Source organism: Nonomuraea sp. SBT364 (assembly GCF_001083785.1).
GTDB lineage: Bacteria > Actinomycetota > Actinomycetes > Streptosporangiales > Streptosporangiaceae > Nonomuraea.
On sequence record NZ_LAVL01000012.1, the window covers coordinates 77,302 to 93,123 of the forward strand.

The 15,822-nt window shown below is 71.8% G+C and carries 17 protein-coding genes; 9 read left to right on the top strand and 8 right to left on the bottom strand.

The genetic code is table 11. The annotated features are described in order from the left end of the window. Positions 1-158 precede the first annotated feature (158 nt). The 6 genes from ADY59_RS08665 to ADY59_RS08690 all read left to right on the top strand — a co-directional run bounded on the left by ADY59_RS08665 (position 159) and on the right by ADY59_RS08690 (position 4,681). The gene (locus ADY59_RS08665; RefSeq protein ID WP_049559914.1) at positions 159-1,289 is read left to right on the top strand and encodes an ROK family transcriptional regulator; all 1,131 of its coding nucleotides are present in this window, start codon (positions 159-161) and stop codon (positions 1,287-1,289) included. A gap of 118 nt (positions 1,290-1,407) precedes the next feature. After that, on the top strand, positions 1,408-1,683 hold the full coding sequence (locus ADY59_RS52380; protein ID WP_049559917.1) for a hypothetical protein: 276 nt from the start codon (positions 1,408-1,410) through the stop codon (positions 1,681-1,683). Next, entirely contained in the window at positions 1,671-2,342 is a 672-nt protein-coding gene (locus ADY59_RS08675; protein WP_231618609.1) for an extracellular solute-binding protein, read from the top strand. Before ADY59_RS52380 ends, ADY59_RS08675 begins: the two co-directional genes overlap by 13 nt. Then, positions 2,297-3,466 carry a Gfo/Idh/MocA family protein gene (locus ADY59_RS08680; protein WP_049559922.1) on the top strand — a complete coding sequence of 390 codons (1,170 nt, stop codon included), beginning with the start codon at positions 2,297-2,299 and terminating at the stop codon, positions 3,464-3,466. The genes ADY59_RS08675 and ADY59_RS08680 overlap by 46 nt, the downstream gene beginning before the upstream one ends. 43 nt (positions 3,467-3,509) lie before the next feature. Further along, a complete protein-coding gene (locus tag ADY59_RS08685) occupies positions 3,510-4,097 on the top strand; it encodes an RNA polymerase sigma factor (protein ID WP_049560049.1) in 588 nt (195 codons plus the stop codon). Beyond that, positions 4,094-4,681, top strand: coding sequence for a hypothetical protein (locus ADY59_RS08690; RefSeq protein ID WP_049559925.1), 588 nt, complete (start codon positions 4,094-4,096; stop codon positions 4,679-4,681). The genes ADY59_RS08685 and ADY59_RS08690 overlap by 4 nt, the downstream gene beginning before the upstream one ends. A gap of 49 nt (positions 4,682-4,730) precedes the next feature. Here the strand turns inward: ADY59_RS08690 and ADY59_RS08695 are convergent, their stop codons facing one another. The 7 genes from ADY59_RS08695 to ADY59_RS08725 all read right to left on the bottom strand — a co-directional run bounded on the left by ADY59_RS08695 (position 4,731) and on the right by ADY59_RS08725 (position 11,309). Continuing rightward, the gene (locus ADY59_RS08695) at positions 4,731-5,837 is read right to left on the bottom strand and encodes an SPFH domain-containing protein (protein ID WP_049559927.1); all 1,107 of its coding nucleotides are present in this window, start codon (positions 5,835-5,837) and stop codon (positions 4,731-4,733) included. A 3-nt stretch (positions 5,838-5,840) separates the two neighbouring features. Then, positions 5,841-6,272 carry an NfeD family protein gene (locus ADY59_RS08700; protein ID WP_049559930.1) on the bottom strand — a complete coding sequence of 144 codons (432 nt, stop codon included), beginning with the start codon at positions 6,270-6,272 and terminating at the stop codon, positions 5,841-5,843. 80 nt (positions 6,273-6,352) lie between these two features. Further along, complete coding sequence (locus ADY59_RS08705; protein WP_156325380.1) at positions 6,353-7,507, bottom strand: L,D-transpeptidase; 1,155 nt, start codon at positions 7,505-7,507, stop codon at positions 6,353-6,355. Between the two features lie 73 nt (positions 7,508-7,580). Next, positions 7,581-8,669 carry a fumarylacetoacetate hydrolase family protein gene (locus ADY59_RS08710; RefSeq protein ID WP_049559933.1) on the bottom strand — a complete coding sequence of 363 codons (1,089 nt, stop codon included), beginning with the start codon at positions 8,667-8,669 and terminating at the stop codon, positions 7,581-7,583. Further along, the gene (locus ADY59_RS08715) at positions 8,666-9,433 is read right to left on the bottom strand and encodes a hypothetical protein (RefSeq protein WP_049559935.1); all 768 of its coding nucleotides are present in this window, start codon (positions 9,431-9,433) and stop codon (positions 8,666-8,668) included. The genes ADY59_RS08710 and ADY59_RS08715 overlap by 4 nt, the downstream gene beginning before the upstream one ends. After that, positions 9,430-10,599 carry a homogentisate 1,2-dioxygenase gene (locus tag ADY59_RS08720; protein WP_049559939.1) on the bottom strand — a complete coding sequence of 390 codons (1,170 nt, stop codon included), beginning with the start codon at positions 10,597-10,599 and terminating at the stop codon, positions 9,430-9,432. Before ADY59_RS08720 ends, ADY59_RS08715 begins: the two co-directional genes overlap by 4 nt. An 80-nt stretch (positions 10,600-10,679) precedes the next feature. Beyond that, a complete protein-coding gene (locus ADY59_RS08725; RefSeq protein WP_049559942.1) occupies positions 10,680-11,309 on the bottom strand; it encodes a helix-turn-helix domain-containing protein in 630 nt (209 codons plus the stop codon). A 133-nt stretch (positions 11,310-11,442) separates the two neighbouring features. Here ADY59_RS08725 and ADY59_RS08730 point away from each other — a divergent pair, with 133 nt between their 5' ends. Together ADY59_RS08730 and ADY59_RS08735 are read left to right on the top strand one after the other, a co-directional pair. Further along, positions 11,443-12,024 (top strand): hypothetical protein, encoded by a 582-nt coding sequence (locus ADY59_RS08730; RefSeq protein WP_156325381.1) that lies wholly within the window; start codon positions 11,443-11,445, stop codon positions 12,022-12,024. Between the two features lie 39 nt (positions 12,025-12,063). Then, positions 12,064-13,167, top strand: coding sequence for an NAD(P)/FAD-dependent oxidoreductase (locus ADY59_RS08735; protein WP_082309956.1), 1,104 nt, complete (start codon positions 12,064-12,066; stop codon positions 13,165-13,167). On the opposite strand, the gene ADY59_RS08740 is transcribed toward ADY59_RS08735, so the two are convergent. Further along, positions 13,135-14,385 (bottom strand): MFS transporter, encoded by a 1,251-nt coding sequence (locus ADY59_RS08740; protein WP_049559949.1) that lies wholly within the window; start codon positions 14,383-14,385, stop codon positions 13,135-13,137. The genes ADY59_RS08735 and ADY59_RS08740 overlap by 33 nt on opposite strands. Before the next feature lie 134 nt (positions 14,386-14,519). Here ADY59_RS08740 and ADY59_RS08745 point away from each other — a divergent pair, with 134 nt between their 5' ends. Further along, entirely contained in the window at positions 14,520-15,806 is a 1,287-nt protein-coding gene (locus tag ADY59_RS08745) for a hypothetical protein (RefSeq protein ID WP_049559952.1), read from the top strand. Positions 15,807-15,822 lie beyond the last annotated feature (16 nt).

Genomic DNA, 15,822 nt, shown 5'->3' on the forward strand with positions numbered 1-15,822 from the left:
CCCTCGATCCGAACCTAACGCACTGTGCCGCCTCCCCCTCCCGCGTGTCCATCGAGGGATTCTTAACTGCCCCCCAAGCTCTGCTTCACGCCGCAGGCAGCGATTACGTAAGGCACTTGATTAAGTAGGCTGACCGTCCTGACGACGGAAGGAACCCGGTGCGACAGCAGAGCGGCGACGCCTCCCTCCTGCGCAGGCTCAACTCGGCGGCCATCCTGCGCATCCTGCGCGAGCACGAGGTGGCGACGCTCTCCGAGCTGGCCAGGGCGGCCCGCGTGTCCCGCCCGACGGCCGAGGTGATCGTCGAGGACCTGATCGCCGAGGGCTGGGCGGAGGAGTGCGCCGAGGAGCAGGGCGACCGCCAGCGCGGCAGGCCGGCCAAGCGGTTCAGGTTCCGCGCCTCGTCGGGGCATGTCGTGGGGGTGGGCGTGGGCGGCTCGACGCTGCGCGCGATGGTCTGCGACCTCGGCGGCACGATCGTGGCCGCGCACCACGTGCCCAATTACGCGATGCCGGCAGGGGAGCGGCTCGACGCGATCGTGGAGCTGGTCGCCGACGTGGCCGGGCGGGCGGGCACGGCCGTGGCCGACCTGGCCGCCGTGGGCGTGGGCACCACCGGCGTGGTGGACGGCGCGGGCCGGGTGGTCAAGAGCGTCGTGCTGCCCGGCTGGACCGGCGTCGACCTCCAGGGCGAGCTGGGCCGCAGGCTCCCGGCCCCGGTGCTGGTGGAGAATGACATGCGGCTGGCCGTGCTGGCCGAGCACTGGCGCGGCACGGCCCGAGGCCACAGCGACGTGGTCTACCTGTTCACCGGCAACCGTCTCGGCATCGGCCTGCTGATCGGCGGCCGGCCGCACCGGGGCGCGCACGCGGCCTCCGGCGAGATCGGACGGCAGGCCGGTGACCAGTGGCAGGCGTTCCGGCACCTGGCGGACTTCGCCATGGCCGCGGAGCCGGGGGAGCTGCGCACGCACCGGCAGGCGGCCGACTTCGCGCTGGCCCGCGCCGAGGAGGGCGACGCGGGCGCGGCCGAGGCGGTCCGGGCGTTCGCCACGCACCTGGGCGCGGGCCTGCTCACGCTGGTCAATCCCCTGGACCCGGAGCTGGTGGTGATCGGCGGGAGCCTGTCGCGGGCCGGTGACCTGCTGGTGGAGCCGATCCGGGAGTTCCTCGACGACCGCTGCCTCTACCCGCCCAAGGTCGTCGCCTCCACCCTGGGCTCGGAGTCCATCACCCTGGGCGCGATCCGATGGGCGCTCAACCACGCTGACCAGACCCTTTTTACATAGGTGGCTTGGATAATTCAGTCACGACATCATCACAGATGAGTCGCTGAACCGTACCTTCTGCTCGTTCGTGTGCAAATATCTCTAGTTGTCTGCATAAATGTCCGCTACCTTCCAGGCCATGGCACGCAAGCTGTGGGCGCTGATCTGCGCCGGAGTGCTGGGCCTCGCGGGATGTGGCTCGTCGGACGGCGGGGACGCCGGCGGCAAGGTCACGCTGACCTACGCCATCTGGGACAACGAGAACCAGGGCGAGGCCATGGGCAAGATCGTCAAGGAGTTCACCCGTACCCACCCGGACATCGACGTCGAGATCCAGTTCACCCCGAACAAGGAGTATGGACCAAGCTCCAGACGGCCGCCGCGGGCGGCAGCGCCCCGGACGTGTTCCGGATGAACGGCCCGCGCATCGGCCTGTACGCCTCCCAGGGCGCCCTGATGCCCATCAGCGACCGGATCGCCGAGGACAAGGTCGACCTGGGCAAGTTCCCCAAGTCGCTGGTCGACCTCTACACGCTGGACGGCAAGCAGTACGGCATCCCGACTGGACCTGGGACGTACAACACGATCTACCAGGCCGGCGGACAGGTCATCTCCGAGGACAAGAAGAAGTCCGGCTACGACGACCCCGCCACGATCGAGGGCCTGAAGTTCTGGAAGGGCCTGCTCGACGCCGGGGTGTCGCCGTCCATCCAGCAGATGACCGACAACGACCCGATCGAGATGTTCAAGAGCGGCAAGCTCGCCATGTGGTACGACGGCTCCTTCGACGCCCCCCAGTACTTCCGCACCGAGGGCCTGAACGCCGACGTCGCACCGCTGCCCGCCGGCCCCGGCGGCGAGGCCACGATCATCCACGGCCTGGCCAGCGTCGTCTACGCCAAGACCCCGCATCCCGAGCAGGCGTGGGAGTTCCTGAAGTTCCTCGGCTCCGAGACGGCCAACCGCATCCAGGCCGAGTCCGGCGCCGTCAGCCTTCACCGGCTCCAAGTAACAGTGGAAGGACAGCAGTGGAAGACCTGCGTTTCGGCGTCATCGGCCTCGGCCTTCGCGTGAGCCTGGCCACGGCCGCCCACCAGCCCGGCCGTGGGTCGGTGGTGGCCGCCGTCTGCGACACCGACCCGGTGACGCTCAAGGAGCAGGCCGCGCGCTTCGGCGACCCGGTGACCACCCCGGACTACCGGGAACTGCTCGGCCGCGACGACCTCGACGCGATCATCGTGCTGACGCCCGACGACACCCACGAGGAGATCGCGATCGCCTGCCTGGAGGCGGGCAAGACCGTCTACCTGGAGAAGCCGCTGGCCATCACCGTCGAGGGCTGCGACGCCATCCTGCGCGCCGCCCGCGACACCGGCACCCGCCTGTACGTGGGCCACAACATGCGGCACATGGGCGTCGTCCGGCTGATGCGCGACATCATCGGCCGGGGCGACATCGGCGAGCCGAAGACCGTCTGGGTACGCCACTTCGTCTCCTACGGCGGCGACTACTACTTCAAGGACTGGCACGCCGACCGCAGCCGCACCACCGGCCTGCTGCTGCAGAAGGCCGCCCACGACCTCGACGTGCTGCACTGGCTGGCCGGCGGCTACACCACCCGCGTCAACGCCATGGGCGACCTCACGCTCTACGGTGACCTGCCGCGCCGAGAGCCCGGCACCCCGCGCCCCGACGGCTGGCTGCGGGACTACGACTGGCCGCCCACCCGCCGCCGCGACCTCCACCACGTCGTCGACGTCGAGGACGTCTCGGTCATGAACATGCGCCTCGACAACGGCGTCATCGCCGCCTACCAGCAGTGCCACTTCACCCCCGACTACTGGCGCAACTACACCGTCGTCGGCACCGAGGGCCGCCTGGAGAACTTCGGCGACGGCCCAGGCGACACCGTCAAGGTGTGGAACACCGGCCCCACCGGCTACCGCGACGACTGCGACATCGCCTACCGGGTCCCGCGCGCGCAGGGCTCCCACGGCGGCGCCGACCTGGAGATCGTCGGGGAGTTCCGCCGGTTCGTGCGCGAGGGCGGCGTCACCGACACCTCACCGGTGGCGGCCCGCATGAGCGTCGCGGCCGGCTACATGGCCACCATGTCGCTGCGCGATGGCGGCCTGCCGTACGACGTCCCGCCCCTGGACCCGGAGCTGGCCGTGTACTTCTACGCCGGACAGCGCTGACCGGGAACCCGGGGCTGCGCCCGGACAGTACGTAGATGTGGACATGTCTGCACGCGCGCGCATCCGTGCCGGAGACCCGGGCGCCTTCGAGGAGTTGTTCGACGACTACGCCAAGGCCGTCTACAACCATGCCTTCCGGCTCACCGGTGACTGGTCGGCGGCCGAGGACCTGATGGCCCTGACGTTCCTGGAGGCGTGGCGGTTGCGCCGCAGGATCGACGGGGAGGGCGGCTCGCTGCGGCCCTGGCTGCTCGGCATCGCCACCAACGTGGCGCGCAACGCCCGGCGGTCCGCGCGCAGGCACGAGGCCGCGCTCGCCCGCATGCCGCGCGGCGAGCCGGTACCGGACTTCGCCGACGAGGTGGTGGGGCGCATCGACGACGCCGGCCGGCTGGCCGCCGTCCGCGAGGCGTACGGCAGGCTGCGCCGCCAGGAGCAGGACGTGTTCGCGCTGTGCGTGTGGGCCGGGCTCGACCACGCCGAGGCGGCCCAGGCGCTGGGCGTGCCCGTGGGCACCGTCAAGTCCCGGCTGTCGCGGGCCCGCAGGAAACTCGCCGAATACGCGGAACCACCGCCCGCGGCCCGACAGGTAGTAGGTGACCGAGGCCCCGACAAGGAGGAGATCCGATGACCTGGCCAGAACGTGATCTTCCCGAGGGGCGTCACCGGCTGCTCAAGGAGTTCGTGATGAACGAGATCGACGCCAAGCCCCGCCGGCGTGTCCTGCGCCCCGCCGTCCTGGCTCCCGCACTGGCGCTCGCCGTGGCGGCGGTGGCCGCGCCCCTGCTGCTGGGCGGCGGCACCCCCGCCCACGCGGTGGCGAGCAACCCCGACGGCACCCTGACCATCACCATCGCCCAGGCCAAGGACCCCGACGGCCTGGAGAGCACGCTGCGCTCGATGGGCGTGAACGCGGTGGTCGACTACATCCCGACGGGCAAGCGCTGCGCCACCCAGCCGCGCGGCGACTTCCTGCCCCGCGAGGAGGTCAGGAACCCCGCCGACGGCCGGCCGTTCTTCATCTGGCCCCCCACCGAGCCCGGGTACGTGATCGACCCCGGCGCGGTGAAGCCGGGGCAGACGGCGGTGCTGGAGTTCAGCGTGTCGGCCGACGAACGGGTGGCGGGCATCTGGGTCGGCCTGTCCACCGGCCCGGTCGCCCCCTGCGACCTCATCGACAGCGACCAGGCCCCCCTCGGCCCCCCGCAGAGCTGATCCCTCCCACAGGACCCGCCGCACCGTCCGGTGCGGCGGGCACGGGCGGTCAGCGTCCCGGCTCGCGGTGCTGTCTGTCCGGGTCGGCGGCCGCGGCGTCGTCGCGGTCCAGGCCAGGGAAGGGCGACGGCTGCTGGGCGCCCTGGGTGAGCTGGCGGGGGCCGTTGGGGCTCTCGGCGTCCTGGGCGTCGGCGACGGCCTCGGCCGCGGCTTCCGACGCCTTGGCGATCTCCTCGTCCATGGCCGACGTCTCCGGCGCCTCCTCGCGGGTGGCGGTCGAGCGGGGCAGCGCCTCGGTGAAGGCCTTCGACACGCCCTGCAGGGCCGAGGTGACCTCGCTGGGGATGACCCAGAACGTGTTGCCCTCGCCCTGCGCGAGCTGCGGCAGCACCTGCAGATACTGGTAGGCCAGCAGCTTGGGATCGGGGTCGTTGCGGTGGACGGCCTGGAAGACCTGGTCGATGGCGCGCGACTCGCCTTCGGCCTGGAGGATGGCGGCGGCGCGCTGGCCCTCGGCGCGCAGGATGCTGCTCTGCTTGTCACCTTCGGCGGTGAGGATCTGCGACTGGCGCTGGCCCTCGGCGTTGAGGATGGCGGCGCGCTTGTCCCGTTCGGCGCGCATCTGCTTCTCCATCGCGTCCTTGATGGTCTTGGGCGGGTCGATGGCCTTGATCTCGACCCGGTTGACCCGGATGCCCCATTTGCCGGTCGCCTCGTCCAGGACGCCGCGCAGCTGGCTGTTGATGGTGTCGCGGGAGGTCAGCGTCTTCTCCAGGTCCATGGAGCCGACGACGTTACGCAGGGTGGTGACCGTGAGCTGTTCGACGGCCTGGATGTAGTTGGCGATCTCGTAGGCGGCGGCGCGCGGGTCGGTGACCTGGAAGTAGAGGACGGTGTCGATCTCGACGACCAGGTTGTCCTCGGTGATGACCGGCTGGGGGCGGAACGACACCACCTGCTCGCGCAGGTCGATCACCGGATAGACGCGGTCCACGTACGGGATGACGAAGTTGAGGCCCGGCTTGAGCGTGCGGTGGTAACGGCCGAGGCGCTCGACGTTGCGGGCCCGGGCCTGCGGGATGATCCGCACGGCCTTGAGCACGGTGAACACCGCGAAGAGTATGACGAACAGGCCGACTAGCAACAGCGGATCCATGGCTCACTCCCGGGGATATACGAGGGCGGTGGCACCTTCGATCTCGATGACATCGACGGTGGCGCCGGTGGGGATCACAAGGGTCTCGTCGTAGGCGCGGGCCGACCACTCCTCGCCGGCGAGGCGGATCCGGCCGTCTCGTCCGGTGACTTCGGAGACCACATAGGCGGGCTTGCCCACGAGCGCTTCGACGCCGAAGCGGCGTAGCTGGGGCTCGCGGATGTGGCGTTTGGCGATCGGCCGGATGACGACGAGGCCGGCCGCGGACGAGAGGGCGAACAGCAGCAGTTGCAGAGGGACGGGCAGGCCGAGGGCCGCGCCCGCCGCGGTCAGCAGGGAGGCGACGCCGAGCAGGCCGAGTGCCGCGGTGAGCGTGAAGATCTCGGCCACACCGAGGACGACTGCGAGGATAATCCAGATGATCCATTCATCCATGCTCCGGCCCTCCTATAGGGACAACGGGCCTGTGTGGGGCACCGGTTCCCCCCTGTTCCACCGTAATGCCGGAAGCAGCGCTACGGCAGGGGCGGACCGGAACGGAGGGCGCTTCCACGCAGCCACTGCTCCCACGGGAGTTGCCAGTAGCCCCATCCGTTGTCCCATTCGAGCGCGCGGTCGGTGCCGGTGATCGTCACGGGGTCGCCGCGCAGTGAGCCGTCGTAGAACCAGGCGGCCTGGTCGGGGCGGGCGTTGATGCAGCCGTGGCTGACGTTGGCCCGGCCCTGGGCCCACACGTTGTCCTTGGCGTGCACGTACTCGCCGCTGTTGGAGATGCGGACGGCGTGGTCGATCATGATGTCGTAGTAGTCGGGGTCGCCTTCGGAGCGGCCGGGCGAGACCATGCGCACCGGGTTGCCCTTGTCCATGGTCAGGTGGATGCCGCTGGTCGTGGTGTATTCGCGGGTGGTGGCCATCCCGGCGCTGATGGCCATGCGCTGCACGATCCGGCCGTCGCGCCGGACGGTCATCTGGTGGGCGCGGGTGTCGATGGTGCTGGTCTGGGCGCGACCCACGGTGAAGGCGAAGGTCTGGTCGCTGACGCCGTAGACGCCGGGGGCCAGGCGGACGCCGGCCAGGTGGGCGGTGACCGTGACCCGCTGCCGGGGCCGCCAGAAGCGCCGGGGGCGGTAGACCGCCTGGGTGTCGCCGGTCCACCGCCAGGCGCCTTCGACGGGCGGCTCGGCGCTGACCTCCAGCGCGCGCTCGACGGCGGCCCGGTCGCGCACGGGCGTGTCGAAGTCGAGGATGACCGGCATGCCGACGCCGACGGTCTCGCCGGGCTGCGGCGTGGTGGCGGCCAGGCCGAAGGCGCGCGCGGCCTGGCGGGTGCGGAAGCGGCCCATGGCCACCGTCGAGGGGCCGCCGGCGCCGGCCGCCTTGACGGTCACCGTGTATTCGGCGCCGGGCTTCAGGGTCCAGGCGGAGCGCCAGGTGGTGCGGGTGGCGTCGAGCGTGCCGCGCACGGGCATGCCCGACACGTACGCCAGCACCTGGCTGAGCGTGCCGCCGCGGGCGCTGACGACCAGGCCCTGGTCGGGACGGGCGCGTTTGGTGTCGAAGGCGGGGGAGACATGCACGACCGGCGGGCGGGGTGGCGGGGTCTCCGCCGAGCCGCAGCCGGCTGCGGCGAGCAGCACGGCCAGGCAGATCGTCGCGGCACGCCGCAGCATGACACTCCTGCTTTCCTGAGACCGGGGAGCCTCAAGGGTAGCGGGGAGTCATGAGTCAAGCACGCCGAGTCACTTATCCGACAGTTCCGGTTACCTCCCCCAGGGAGAGGTCGCCCGCCGTGGCGCTGATGGTCACGGTGTCGCCGTCCTGGAGGAACGTCCGGGTGTCGCCGCCGGCGAGCTTGAGCGGGTCGGTGCCGTTCCAGGTGATCTCGATGAGCGAGCCGCGCTCGTCCACCTGCCCGCCGGAGACGGTGCCGCTGGCGAACAGGTCGCCGGTGCGCAGCGGCGTGCCGCCCGAGACCAGGTGCGCGAGCATCTGGTCCGGCGTCCAGTACATGTCCCGGTACGGCGGGCGGGAGACGACCTCGCCGTTGAGCCGGACCTCCAGCGTCAGGTCGAGCCCCCAGTCGGCCCGCCGGCGCAGGTAGCCGAGCGGCTCCGGGTCCTGGACGCGCCCGGGGATCCTCGGCAGCGCCTCCAGCGGCGTGATCCACGGCGAGATCGAGGTGGCGAACGACTTGCCCAGGAACGGCCCGAGCGGCACGTACTCCCACGCCTGGATGTCGCGCGCGGTCCAGTCGTTGACCAGCGTCACCCCGAACACGTGGTCCTCGAAGTCGCCGGTGCCCGGCACGCCCACCACGAACCCCAGCTCCGCCTCGATGTCGAGCTTGGCGGTCGGGCCGAACGCCCCGGCGGCGAGCTGCCCGTGCGGCCGCCTGACGGGGGTGCCGGACACCACGACGGTGCCGGCCCTGCCGTGGTAGCCGACGGGCAGGTGCCGCCAGTTGGGCAGCAGCGGCTCGCTGCCGGGCCGGAAGATCCGGCCCAGGTTGCCCGCGTGCTCCATCGAGCAGTAGAAGTCCACGTAGTCGGCCACCTCGAACGGCAGGTGCAGCTCCACCTGGTCGAGCGGGATCAGGTGCGGCTCGGTGATGGCCAGGTCGCCGGTGAGCTTGTTGCGGATGAGCGTGCGGGTGTCGTGCCAGGCGCCGCGCCCACGGGCCATGAACGGGTTGAGCGAGGGCGCCGCGAACACCTCGTCGTGCAGCGCGGCCGCCAGATCGAGCACCCGGTCGCCGTATCTCACGCCCACCCGGGGCGCCTCGCCGTGCCGGGAGAACACCCCGTAGGGCAGGTTGTCGACTCCCCAGCTCACGCTTCCTCCTCGATCAGTCCCAGCGCCCGCAGGTCGTCGACGGGCGTGGCGGTGCTGCACGAGCCGTAGCTCACCAGCAGGTGCCTGGCCCGCTTCGCGGTCTCCTCCGGTACGTTCCGGGCGAGCCGCACGAGCTGGCCCACGTCGGTGGAGCGCAGCACGGGCGCCGGGTCGCGCCGTTCGACGGCTTCGCACACGGCCAGCACCAGGTTGAGGAAGCCGTAGCGGTCCACGCCCAGCGACGGGTCGAAGTGCCGTACGGCATGGTGCAGGCCGGCGGTCGCCTTGAACGGGATGTCGTTGTCGACGCAGAACCGGATGAACGCGGCGAGATGTTCCACCGCCGGGAACGCGTCGGCCGACTCGCCGCCGCAGCGGACCTTGAGTCCCACCCCGGCGGGCACGTCCGGGATGTACTTGCGCGGCGGCACCTCGACGAACAGCCGCAGCTCCGACGGCAGGTCCAGTTCGTGGGCCAGGTCCTCGACGGTGCGTTCGGCGGGCAGCCTGGTCTCGACGAAGTCGACGGGCAGGTCGTCGAAGGGCGGCGGCTCGGGCGTGTCCATGATCAGCCCGATCCGGGGCGGCAGCCAGTCCTCGGCCCGCAGCCGGTCCAGCCGGCTGGCCGGGCACAGGAACCGGTGGGTGAGCACCTCGACGCCCTGGTCCACGCCGCGCTTGGTGCGGGCCAGGGCTTCGGACATGTGCAGCGACGTCGGCGGGAACAGGCCCGCGTCGTCGACGAGTGCGGTGAAGAGCGTCATCGTGACCAGGTCCAGGCGTATCCGGGGTCCTCGCAGGACAGTGCGCCCTGCCCGAGGTCGAGCGGGCGGAAGGTGTCGACCATCACGGCCATCTCGCTGGTGGTCGTGACGCCCTTGGCGACGGCGTCGATGACGGCCTCGACCGCGCCGGGCTGCGGCCCGTGCGTGAACCCGGCGGGATGCAGCGAGATCGAGCCCACGTCGATGCCGGAGCCCTTGCGTGCGGAGTAGTCGCCGCCCACGTAGAACATGAACTCGTCGGAGTCCACGTTGTGGTGGTTGTAGGGGATCGGCACAGACTCGGGATGGAAGTCGAGCGGCCGCGGGCAGAACGAGCACACGACGAACCCCGGGCCTTCGAAGGTCTGGTGGACCGGCGGCGGCGCGTGCGTCTTCTTCACCACGGGCTCGAAGTCGTCGATGTTGAACGCGTACGGATAGAGACAGCCGTCCCAGCCGACCACGTCGAACGGGTGGTTGCGGTAGACCAGCCTGGTCAGCCCGCCCCGGGTGCGGACCAGCACCGGCACCTCCTCGCCCTCGACCGTCAGCGGCTCGGCGGGGGCGCGCAGGTCGCGCTCGCAGTAGGGGGCGTGCTCCAGGAACTGCCCGTGCTGCGACAGGTAGCGCTTGGGTGGCCTGATGTGCCCGGACGCCTCGATGGCCAGCACGTTGACCGGCCCGTCGGGCACCCAGCGGTGGATGGTGCCGGTCGGGATGACGACGTAGTCACCCGGCCCGGCCTCGATCACCCCGTACGTGGACTCGAACCGGGCGTGGCCGGCCTGGACGTACACGCACTCGTCGCCCATCGAGTTGCGGTAGAGCTCACTGGGCCGGTCGCTGGTGGCGTACGACAACCGGACGTCGCCGTTGCCCGCCAGCAGGACGCGCCCGGACACCAGGTCGCCGGCGCTGGCGAGCTGCTGGGTGCGGAAGTGGCGCGGCGACAGCGGCAGGTTGGGCTCCAGCCGGGTGCTGATCTCGGGCGTGACGGCCTCGGCCTTGACGATGGCGGTCGGCAGGTGCCGGTGGTAGAGCAGCGAGGAGTCGGACGAGAAGCCTTCCTCGCCCATCAGCTCCTCGGCGTAGAGCCCGCCGTCGGGCCGCCTGAACTGGACGTGGCGCTTGCGGGGCACCTCTCCCACGACGCGGTAGTACGGCATCCGCCCCTCCACAGACTGTCCGCTTAACGGACGCATGTGTCCTTTATGTGTAACAACCGTCCGCCATCGCCCCGGAGATGTCAAGCCAGGGCGTCGGCGAGCTCGGCGGCCGCCTCGACCACCCGCGCGCCGGTGGAGTCGGCCAGCGGCCCGAACGTGACCACCCCGACGGAGGCCTCCAGCCAGGGCAGCCCCGTCACCGGCGCCGCCATCCCCCGCGCGCCCTCCTGCAACTGCCCCTCGGTGACGAGATAATCGGCCCGGCCCTCGCGCGCGGCCAGGATCGCCCGCCCCGCCGCGCCTTTCGCCAGCGGATGGCGCGAGCCCTCGCGGTAGGCCACGTGCATGTCGGTCCACGACGGCTCGACCACGGCCACCGCCAGCCCGTCGTCGCCCTCGGCCACGGTCAGGTGCGCGGTCGCGCCCACCTGCTCGGCCAGCCGCCGCAGCGTCGGCAGCGCGGCGGCGCGCAGCAACGGCTGCACGGCCTGCGCCAGCACGAGCAGGCCGAACCCGAGGTGCACCCGCCCCTCGGCGTCGCGGCGCACGAACCCCTCGGTGAGCAGCGTGGTCAGCAGGCGGTAGACCACGGGCCGGCTCAGCGACAGCTCGGCGCTCAGCTCGGTGGGCGTCCGGCCGCCCTTGCCGTCGGCGAGCAGGCGCAGCAGGCGCAGCCCGCGTTCGAGGGTCTGGGCGGATTCAGCGGCCATGGGGTCGATTATCTATGCGTGAGCTGAAGGTGACGCAACGCGATTAAAGGGGTACGTACCGGAACAGAAGCACCGGGGGGTAAAAATGCGGTCAACGTGGATTCTCCTGGTTGCCGGGTTGGCCATGTGCGCGTTGCTTCCCGCCATTCCCTCCGACGGCGCGCACGCGATCTACATGGCCCGGGGGATGCCGCTGGCGACCCCGTCCGACCGGCTCGTGGAGGACACCTTCTACGTCACCGAGGGCATCGAGGTGGCGCGCCAGCTGCTGCCCGTCGAGAAGGGCGTCGCCTTCCGCGCCGCCGCCGAGCTCGCGCCCGGCATCGGGGTGGACGCCGGCGGCAGGCTGTACGGCACGCCCGACCGCGCGGGCACGTACGCGGGCCGGGTCCAGCTCTGCGCCGGCCAGAGCTGCACCGAGGAGCGCGTCACGTTCGTGGTGCTGCGCAACGTGCCGTGGGACGCCGGCGTGCTCACCTTCCCCGGCTCGGCCGGCAGGCCCCTGACCGGGCAGATCGAGATCAAGGGCGGGCCGTCGGGAGTGCTGCCGACCGTCAGCGTGACCGACTACGAGACGCTGCCCGACGGGGTGAGCATCGGTCCCGACGGCAACATCGGCGGCGTGCCGAAGGTCGCGGGGGTCTCGCGGGTGCCGGTGCGGATCTGCGTGGCCGGCAACTGCGCGGGCGTGGTGGTCACACTCATCGTGGTCTGACCCTTGCGGCGGGACCGGCTTTCCGGTCACGGTAATCCCATGAAATCGGTCATTGTGGTCGGGGCGGGGATATGGGGATCATCGCTGGCCTTGCGGCTGGCCGAAACCGGCTGGGCGGTGACGCTGGTCGAGCAGCACACCCCCGGGCACGTGCGGCAGGCGAGCGCGGGTGAGACCCGGCTGCTGCGCTGCGCGCACGGAACCGAGGAGTGGTACGCCCGGATGGCCTGGCGGGCGCGGGACGGCTGGCGGCGGCTGGAGGAGCGGGCCGGGGAGCCGCTCTTCCACGAGGCGGGCATGGTGTGGTTCGCCGGGACGCCGGACGGATGGGAGAACGCCAGCGCCCAGGTCCTGAAAAATCTCGACATCCCGTGTGAGGTGCTGGACCCGGCCGACGGCGCCCGGTTCTTCCCCGAGTTCCGCGGCGACGACCTCAGCTTCCTGCTCTGGGAGCCGCACGCGGGCGTGCTGCGGGCCCGCCGCGCCACCCAGGTCACCGCCGCGCTCGCCGTGTCGGCCGGCGTCCGCCTGGTCCGCGCCCGCGCCGTGCCCGCCCCGGGCGGCGTCCGGGTGGGCGGCGACGTGCTGACCGCCGACCGCGTGGTGTGGGCCTGCGGCGCCTGGCTGCCCGAGCTGTTCGAGGTGCCGATGACCGTGACCAAGCAGGACACGCTGCACTTCGCCGTGCCCGCCGCCTGGACCACGCCCGGCACCCCCGCCTGGGTGGACCACGGCGCGTCCGCCTACGGCCACGGCGACGTGGACGGCGCGGGCATGAAGGCCACCTCCGACGCCGAGGGCCGGCCGTACGAGCCCGAGCACGGCGAGCGCGTCGTGGACGAGGCCAGCGTCGCGAACGCCCGCGCCTACCTCGGCCGCCGCTTCCCGTCGCTGGTGTCGGCGCCGGTGCTGTTCAGCCAGGTCTGCCAGTACGCGCTCACGCCCGACGCCGAGTGGATCATCGCCGAGGTGTCGCCCGGCGTGTGGCTGCTGGGCGGCGACTCCGGCCACGGGTTCAAGCACGCTCCGGCGCTGGCCGGCTACGTGGCCGGCGTGCTCGACGGCGACCACGCCCCGGAGGCCCGTTTCGGCCTGCGCGAACGGGTCCCGTCACGCGGCCTGCGTACCAGCGGGTCGACGTGAGGCGTGCTCCGGGGCGCGCAGGTTGCGCACCCCGGGGGAGAGCAGCGCGGCGCACGTGGACAGCAGCACCAGGAGCCCGCAGCCGATCAGCGCCCCCGGCGCGCCCACCCGCTCGGCCACCGGTCCCGCCAGCATGATCCCGATCGGCCCGAACATCAGCGACCCCAGCGCGTCGTACGAGCTCACCCGCGACAGCGAGGCCGGCGGGATCTCCCGCTGCATGGTCGTCTGCCACAGCACCCCGAACACGTCGAAGCAGACGCCCAGCAGGAACGCGCCCGCCACGCTCGCCCACAGCGGGGCCTGCGCCCCGAGCAGGAAGTACGGCAGCGCGACCGGCAGGCAGCACAGGGTGCCGAGCAGGATCGGGCGGCGCGGCCGCAGCCGCAGCGACACCACGACCCCGGCGATCGTGCCCACGCCCTCCCCCGCCAGGAACGCCGACCAGGCCGCCGCCCCGCCGAGGCTCTGCTCGGCCAGCAGCGGGCCGAGCACCCCGTGACCGGCCTGGATCGCCATCACCAGCACGGAGAACTGCGCCACCACCACCCAGATCCACTGCCGGGAGCTGAACTCGCGCCACCCGTCGCGCAGTTCCGCCAGCACCGAGTCACCGCTGCCGGAACGTTCCGACCGGGTCACCCGCAGCGCCGCGATGAGCACCCCGGCCAGCGCGAACAGCCCGGCGCTCACCGCCAGCGCCCAGCCGCCGCCGAGCAGCACCACCGTGCCGCCGCCGAGGACCGCGCCCGCCACCCGGGAGACGTTCGCGCCCAGGCCCAGCAGCGCGTTGCCGGCCTGCAGCCGCTCCAGCGGCACCACCTCGGGGATGATGCCGGTCAGCGCCGGGAAGAGCACGGCGATGGCCACGCCGGTGACCGCCGCGGCCGCCGCCATGAGAGGCAGCGGCGTCCAGCCGGTCAGCATCATCGCCGCCAGCGCGCCGAATCCGGCGGCGTTCACCCACTCGCCGGCCATCATCACCCGGTTGCGGGGCAGCCGGTCCGCGATCACCCCGCCGAACAGCAGGAACAGCACCGTCGGAAGTGCCTGCGCGGTGAGCACCACCGACAGCGTCGTGGCGGTCGCGCCGGGCAGGCGCAACACCCCGAACGCCAGCGCCACGGGCGCGAACGCGCTGCCCAGCACCGAGATCGTGCGGGCCGACAGCAGTAACGCGAACCGGCGGTCCCGGAGCAGCGCGAGATCCCCGAGCACCGCTTCGTCCCCCTTGCTCCGCCCCGCACTCGTCGTGGAGGACGGCGGTAAAGCACCCCCTGATGTCATTGAACGATACTGATCCTGCCGATATTGTGCGATATGCCCGGCGATCACCCCCCTCGGAAGGCGCCATGAGACTGAGGCAGATCTTCGTCATCGGACTGACCCTGTCACTGCTCGGCATCGGCGTCCCCGCGTGGTCGGCGGACGACCCGCGCAGCTGCAACGACCTGATGGACGACGACACCCCCGCCTTCGTCGTCTGCACCTGGCTGGCCACGCCCGAGGAGGCCGCCGACATCGCCAGGTTCTGGCTCGACAACGACGGCCGGAACATGGGGGAGACCGGCCCCATGGACGAGGGCACCGTCGACTGCACCCAGCCGGGCAACGTCTGCCCCGGCGGCGGCGAGGGCGACGGCGAGATGCACGACATCGACGACCCCCTCCCCGACGACGCCGAGGACGGCGGCACCCCCGAGTGCGAGGGCACCGAGCCCTGCTACGTCGACCCCGACCACATCACCCCGGCCCAGGCCAAGCAGGCCGCCGAGAGCCCCGCCGGGCAGGCCGTCAAGACCGCCGCCGCCACCGGCATGCGGATCTGGATCGACGCCGAACTGGCCGACGACTACAAGGCCGGCAAGCTCGCCGAGGCCGCCAAGCAGGTCGCCGCACTCGCCGTCCAGCCCGGCGTCGTGGGCGTGCGGTTCAGCTCCCAGCTCGGCGCCAACGACACGTTCGAGACCGCCGACGAGATCGACGCCTTCCTCACCGAGGCCGCCACCGCCCTGCGCAACGCCGCCCCCGGCAAGAAGCTCGCCGTCCACACCGTCGTGCCCGCCCTCGGCTGCGGCGGCGACGACGCGTGCAAGACCGAGCTGACCAAGAAGTATCCGCTGCTCGACCCCGAGCGCGTCGGCGGCTGGCTCTCCAAGGGCCTCGTCGACCAGCTCGCCCTCGACGGCGGCCACCTGGCCACCGAGTACGCCACCTGGCAGATCTCCGCCGCCGACGCCCAGCGCAACCAGTGGATCCAGGTCCGCGCCCGCGCCTGGGACGCCTACGGCCAGATCGCCGCCGAGGACGCCGGCTTCGCCGCCCCCGGTGCCGCCCAGCTCAACGCCGAGCAGACCGCCCAGTCCATCACCGACCGCATCGCCGCCCCCCTCCAGGCCGACGCCGCCGAGACCGTCACCCTCTGGACCCGCTGGCAGAACGACCAGGGCCAGGTGAACCGGGCGTACGGCGAGAAGTGGGCCGCGAACGCCACCTGGGACGAGCTCAAGAAGCTCACCTCGGTGCGGCCGAGGCTGGCCACCCTGTACAACCCGGCCGCCCCGGAAGTGGACGCGGCCACGGACCTGAAGAACCTCTCGCAGGTCTTCGGGCAGCTGTATCTCCACAGCGCCCTCTGACGGCAGGGGCCGCCCG

Bases quoted from the DNA above. Each gene is read 5' to 3' on its own strand.
- ADY59_RS52380 (WP_049559917.1), top strand. From the start codon at position 1,408: ATGGCACGCAAGCTGTGGGCGCTGATCTGCGCCGGAGTGCTGGGCCTC.
- ADY59_RS08685 (WP_049560049.1), top strand. From the start codon at position 3,510: ATGTCTGCACGCGCGCGCATCCGTGCCGGAGACCCGGGCGCCTTCGAG.
- ADY59_RS08690 (WP_049559925.1), top strand. From the start codon at position 4,094: ATGACCTGGCCAGAACGTGATCTTCCCGAGGGGCGTCACCGGCTGCTC.
- ADY59_RS08695 (WP_049559927.1), bottom strand. From the start codon at position 5,837: ATGGATCCGCTGTTGCTAGTCGGCCTGTTCGTCATACTCTTCGCGGTG.
- ADY59_RS08700 (WP_049559930.1), bottom strand. From the start codon at position 6,272: ATGGATGAATGGATCATCTGGATTATCCTCGCAGTCGTCCTCGGTGTG.
- ADY59_RS08705 (WP_156325380.1), bottom strand. From the start codon at position 7,507: ATGCTGCGGCGTGCCGCGACGATCTGCCTGGCCGTGCTGCTCGCCGCA.
- ADY59_RS08715 (WP_049559935.1), bottom strand. From the start codon at position 9,433: ATGACGCTCTTCACCGCACTCGTCGACGACGCGGGCCTGTTCCCGCCG.
- ADY59_RS08720 (WP_049559939.1), bottom strand. From the start codon at position 10,599: ATGCCGTACTACCGCGTCGTGGGAGAGGTGCCCCGCAAGCGCCACGTC.
- ADY59_RS08725 (WP_049559942.1), bottom strand. From the start codon at position 11,309: ATGGCCGCTGAATCCGCCCAGACCCTCGAACGCGGGCTGCGCCTGCTG.
- ADY59_RS08735 (WP_082309956.1), top strand. From the start codon at position 12,064: ATGAAATCGGTCATTGTGGTCGGGGCGGGGATATGGGGATCATCGCTG.
- ADY59_RS08745 (WP_049559952.1), top strand. From the start codon at position 14,520: ATGAGACTGAGGCAGATCTTCGTCATCGGACTGACCCTGTCACTGCTC.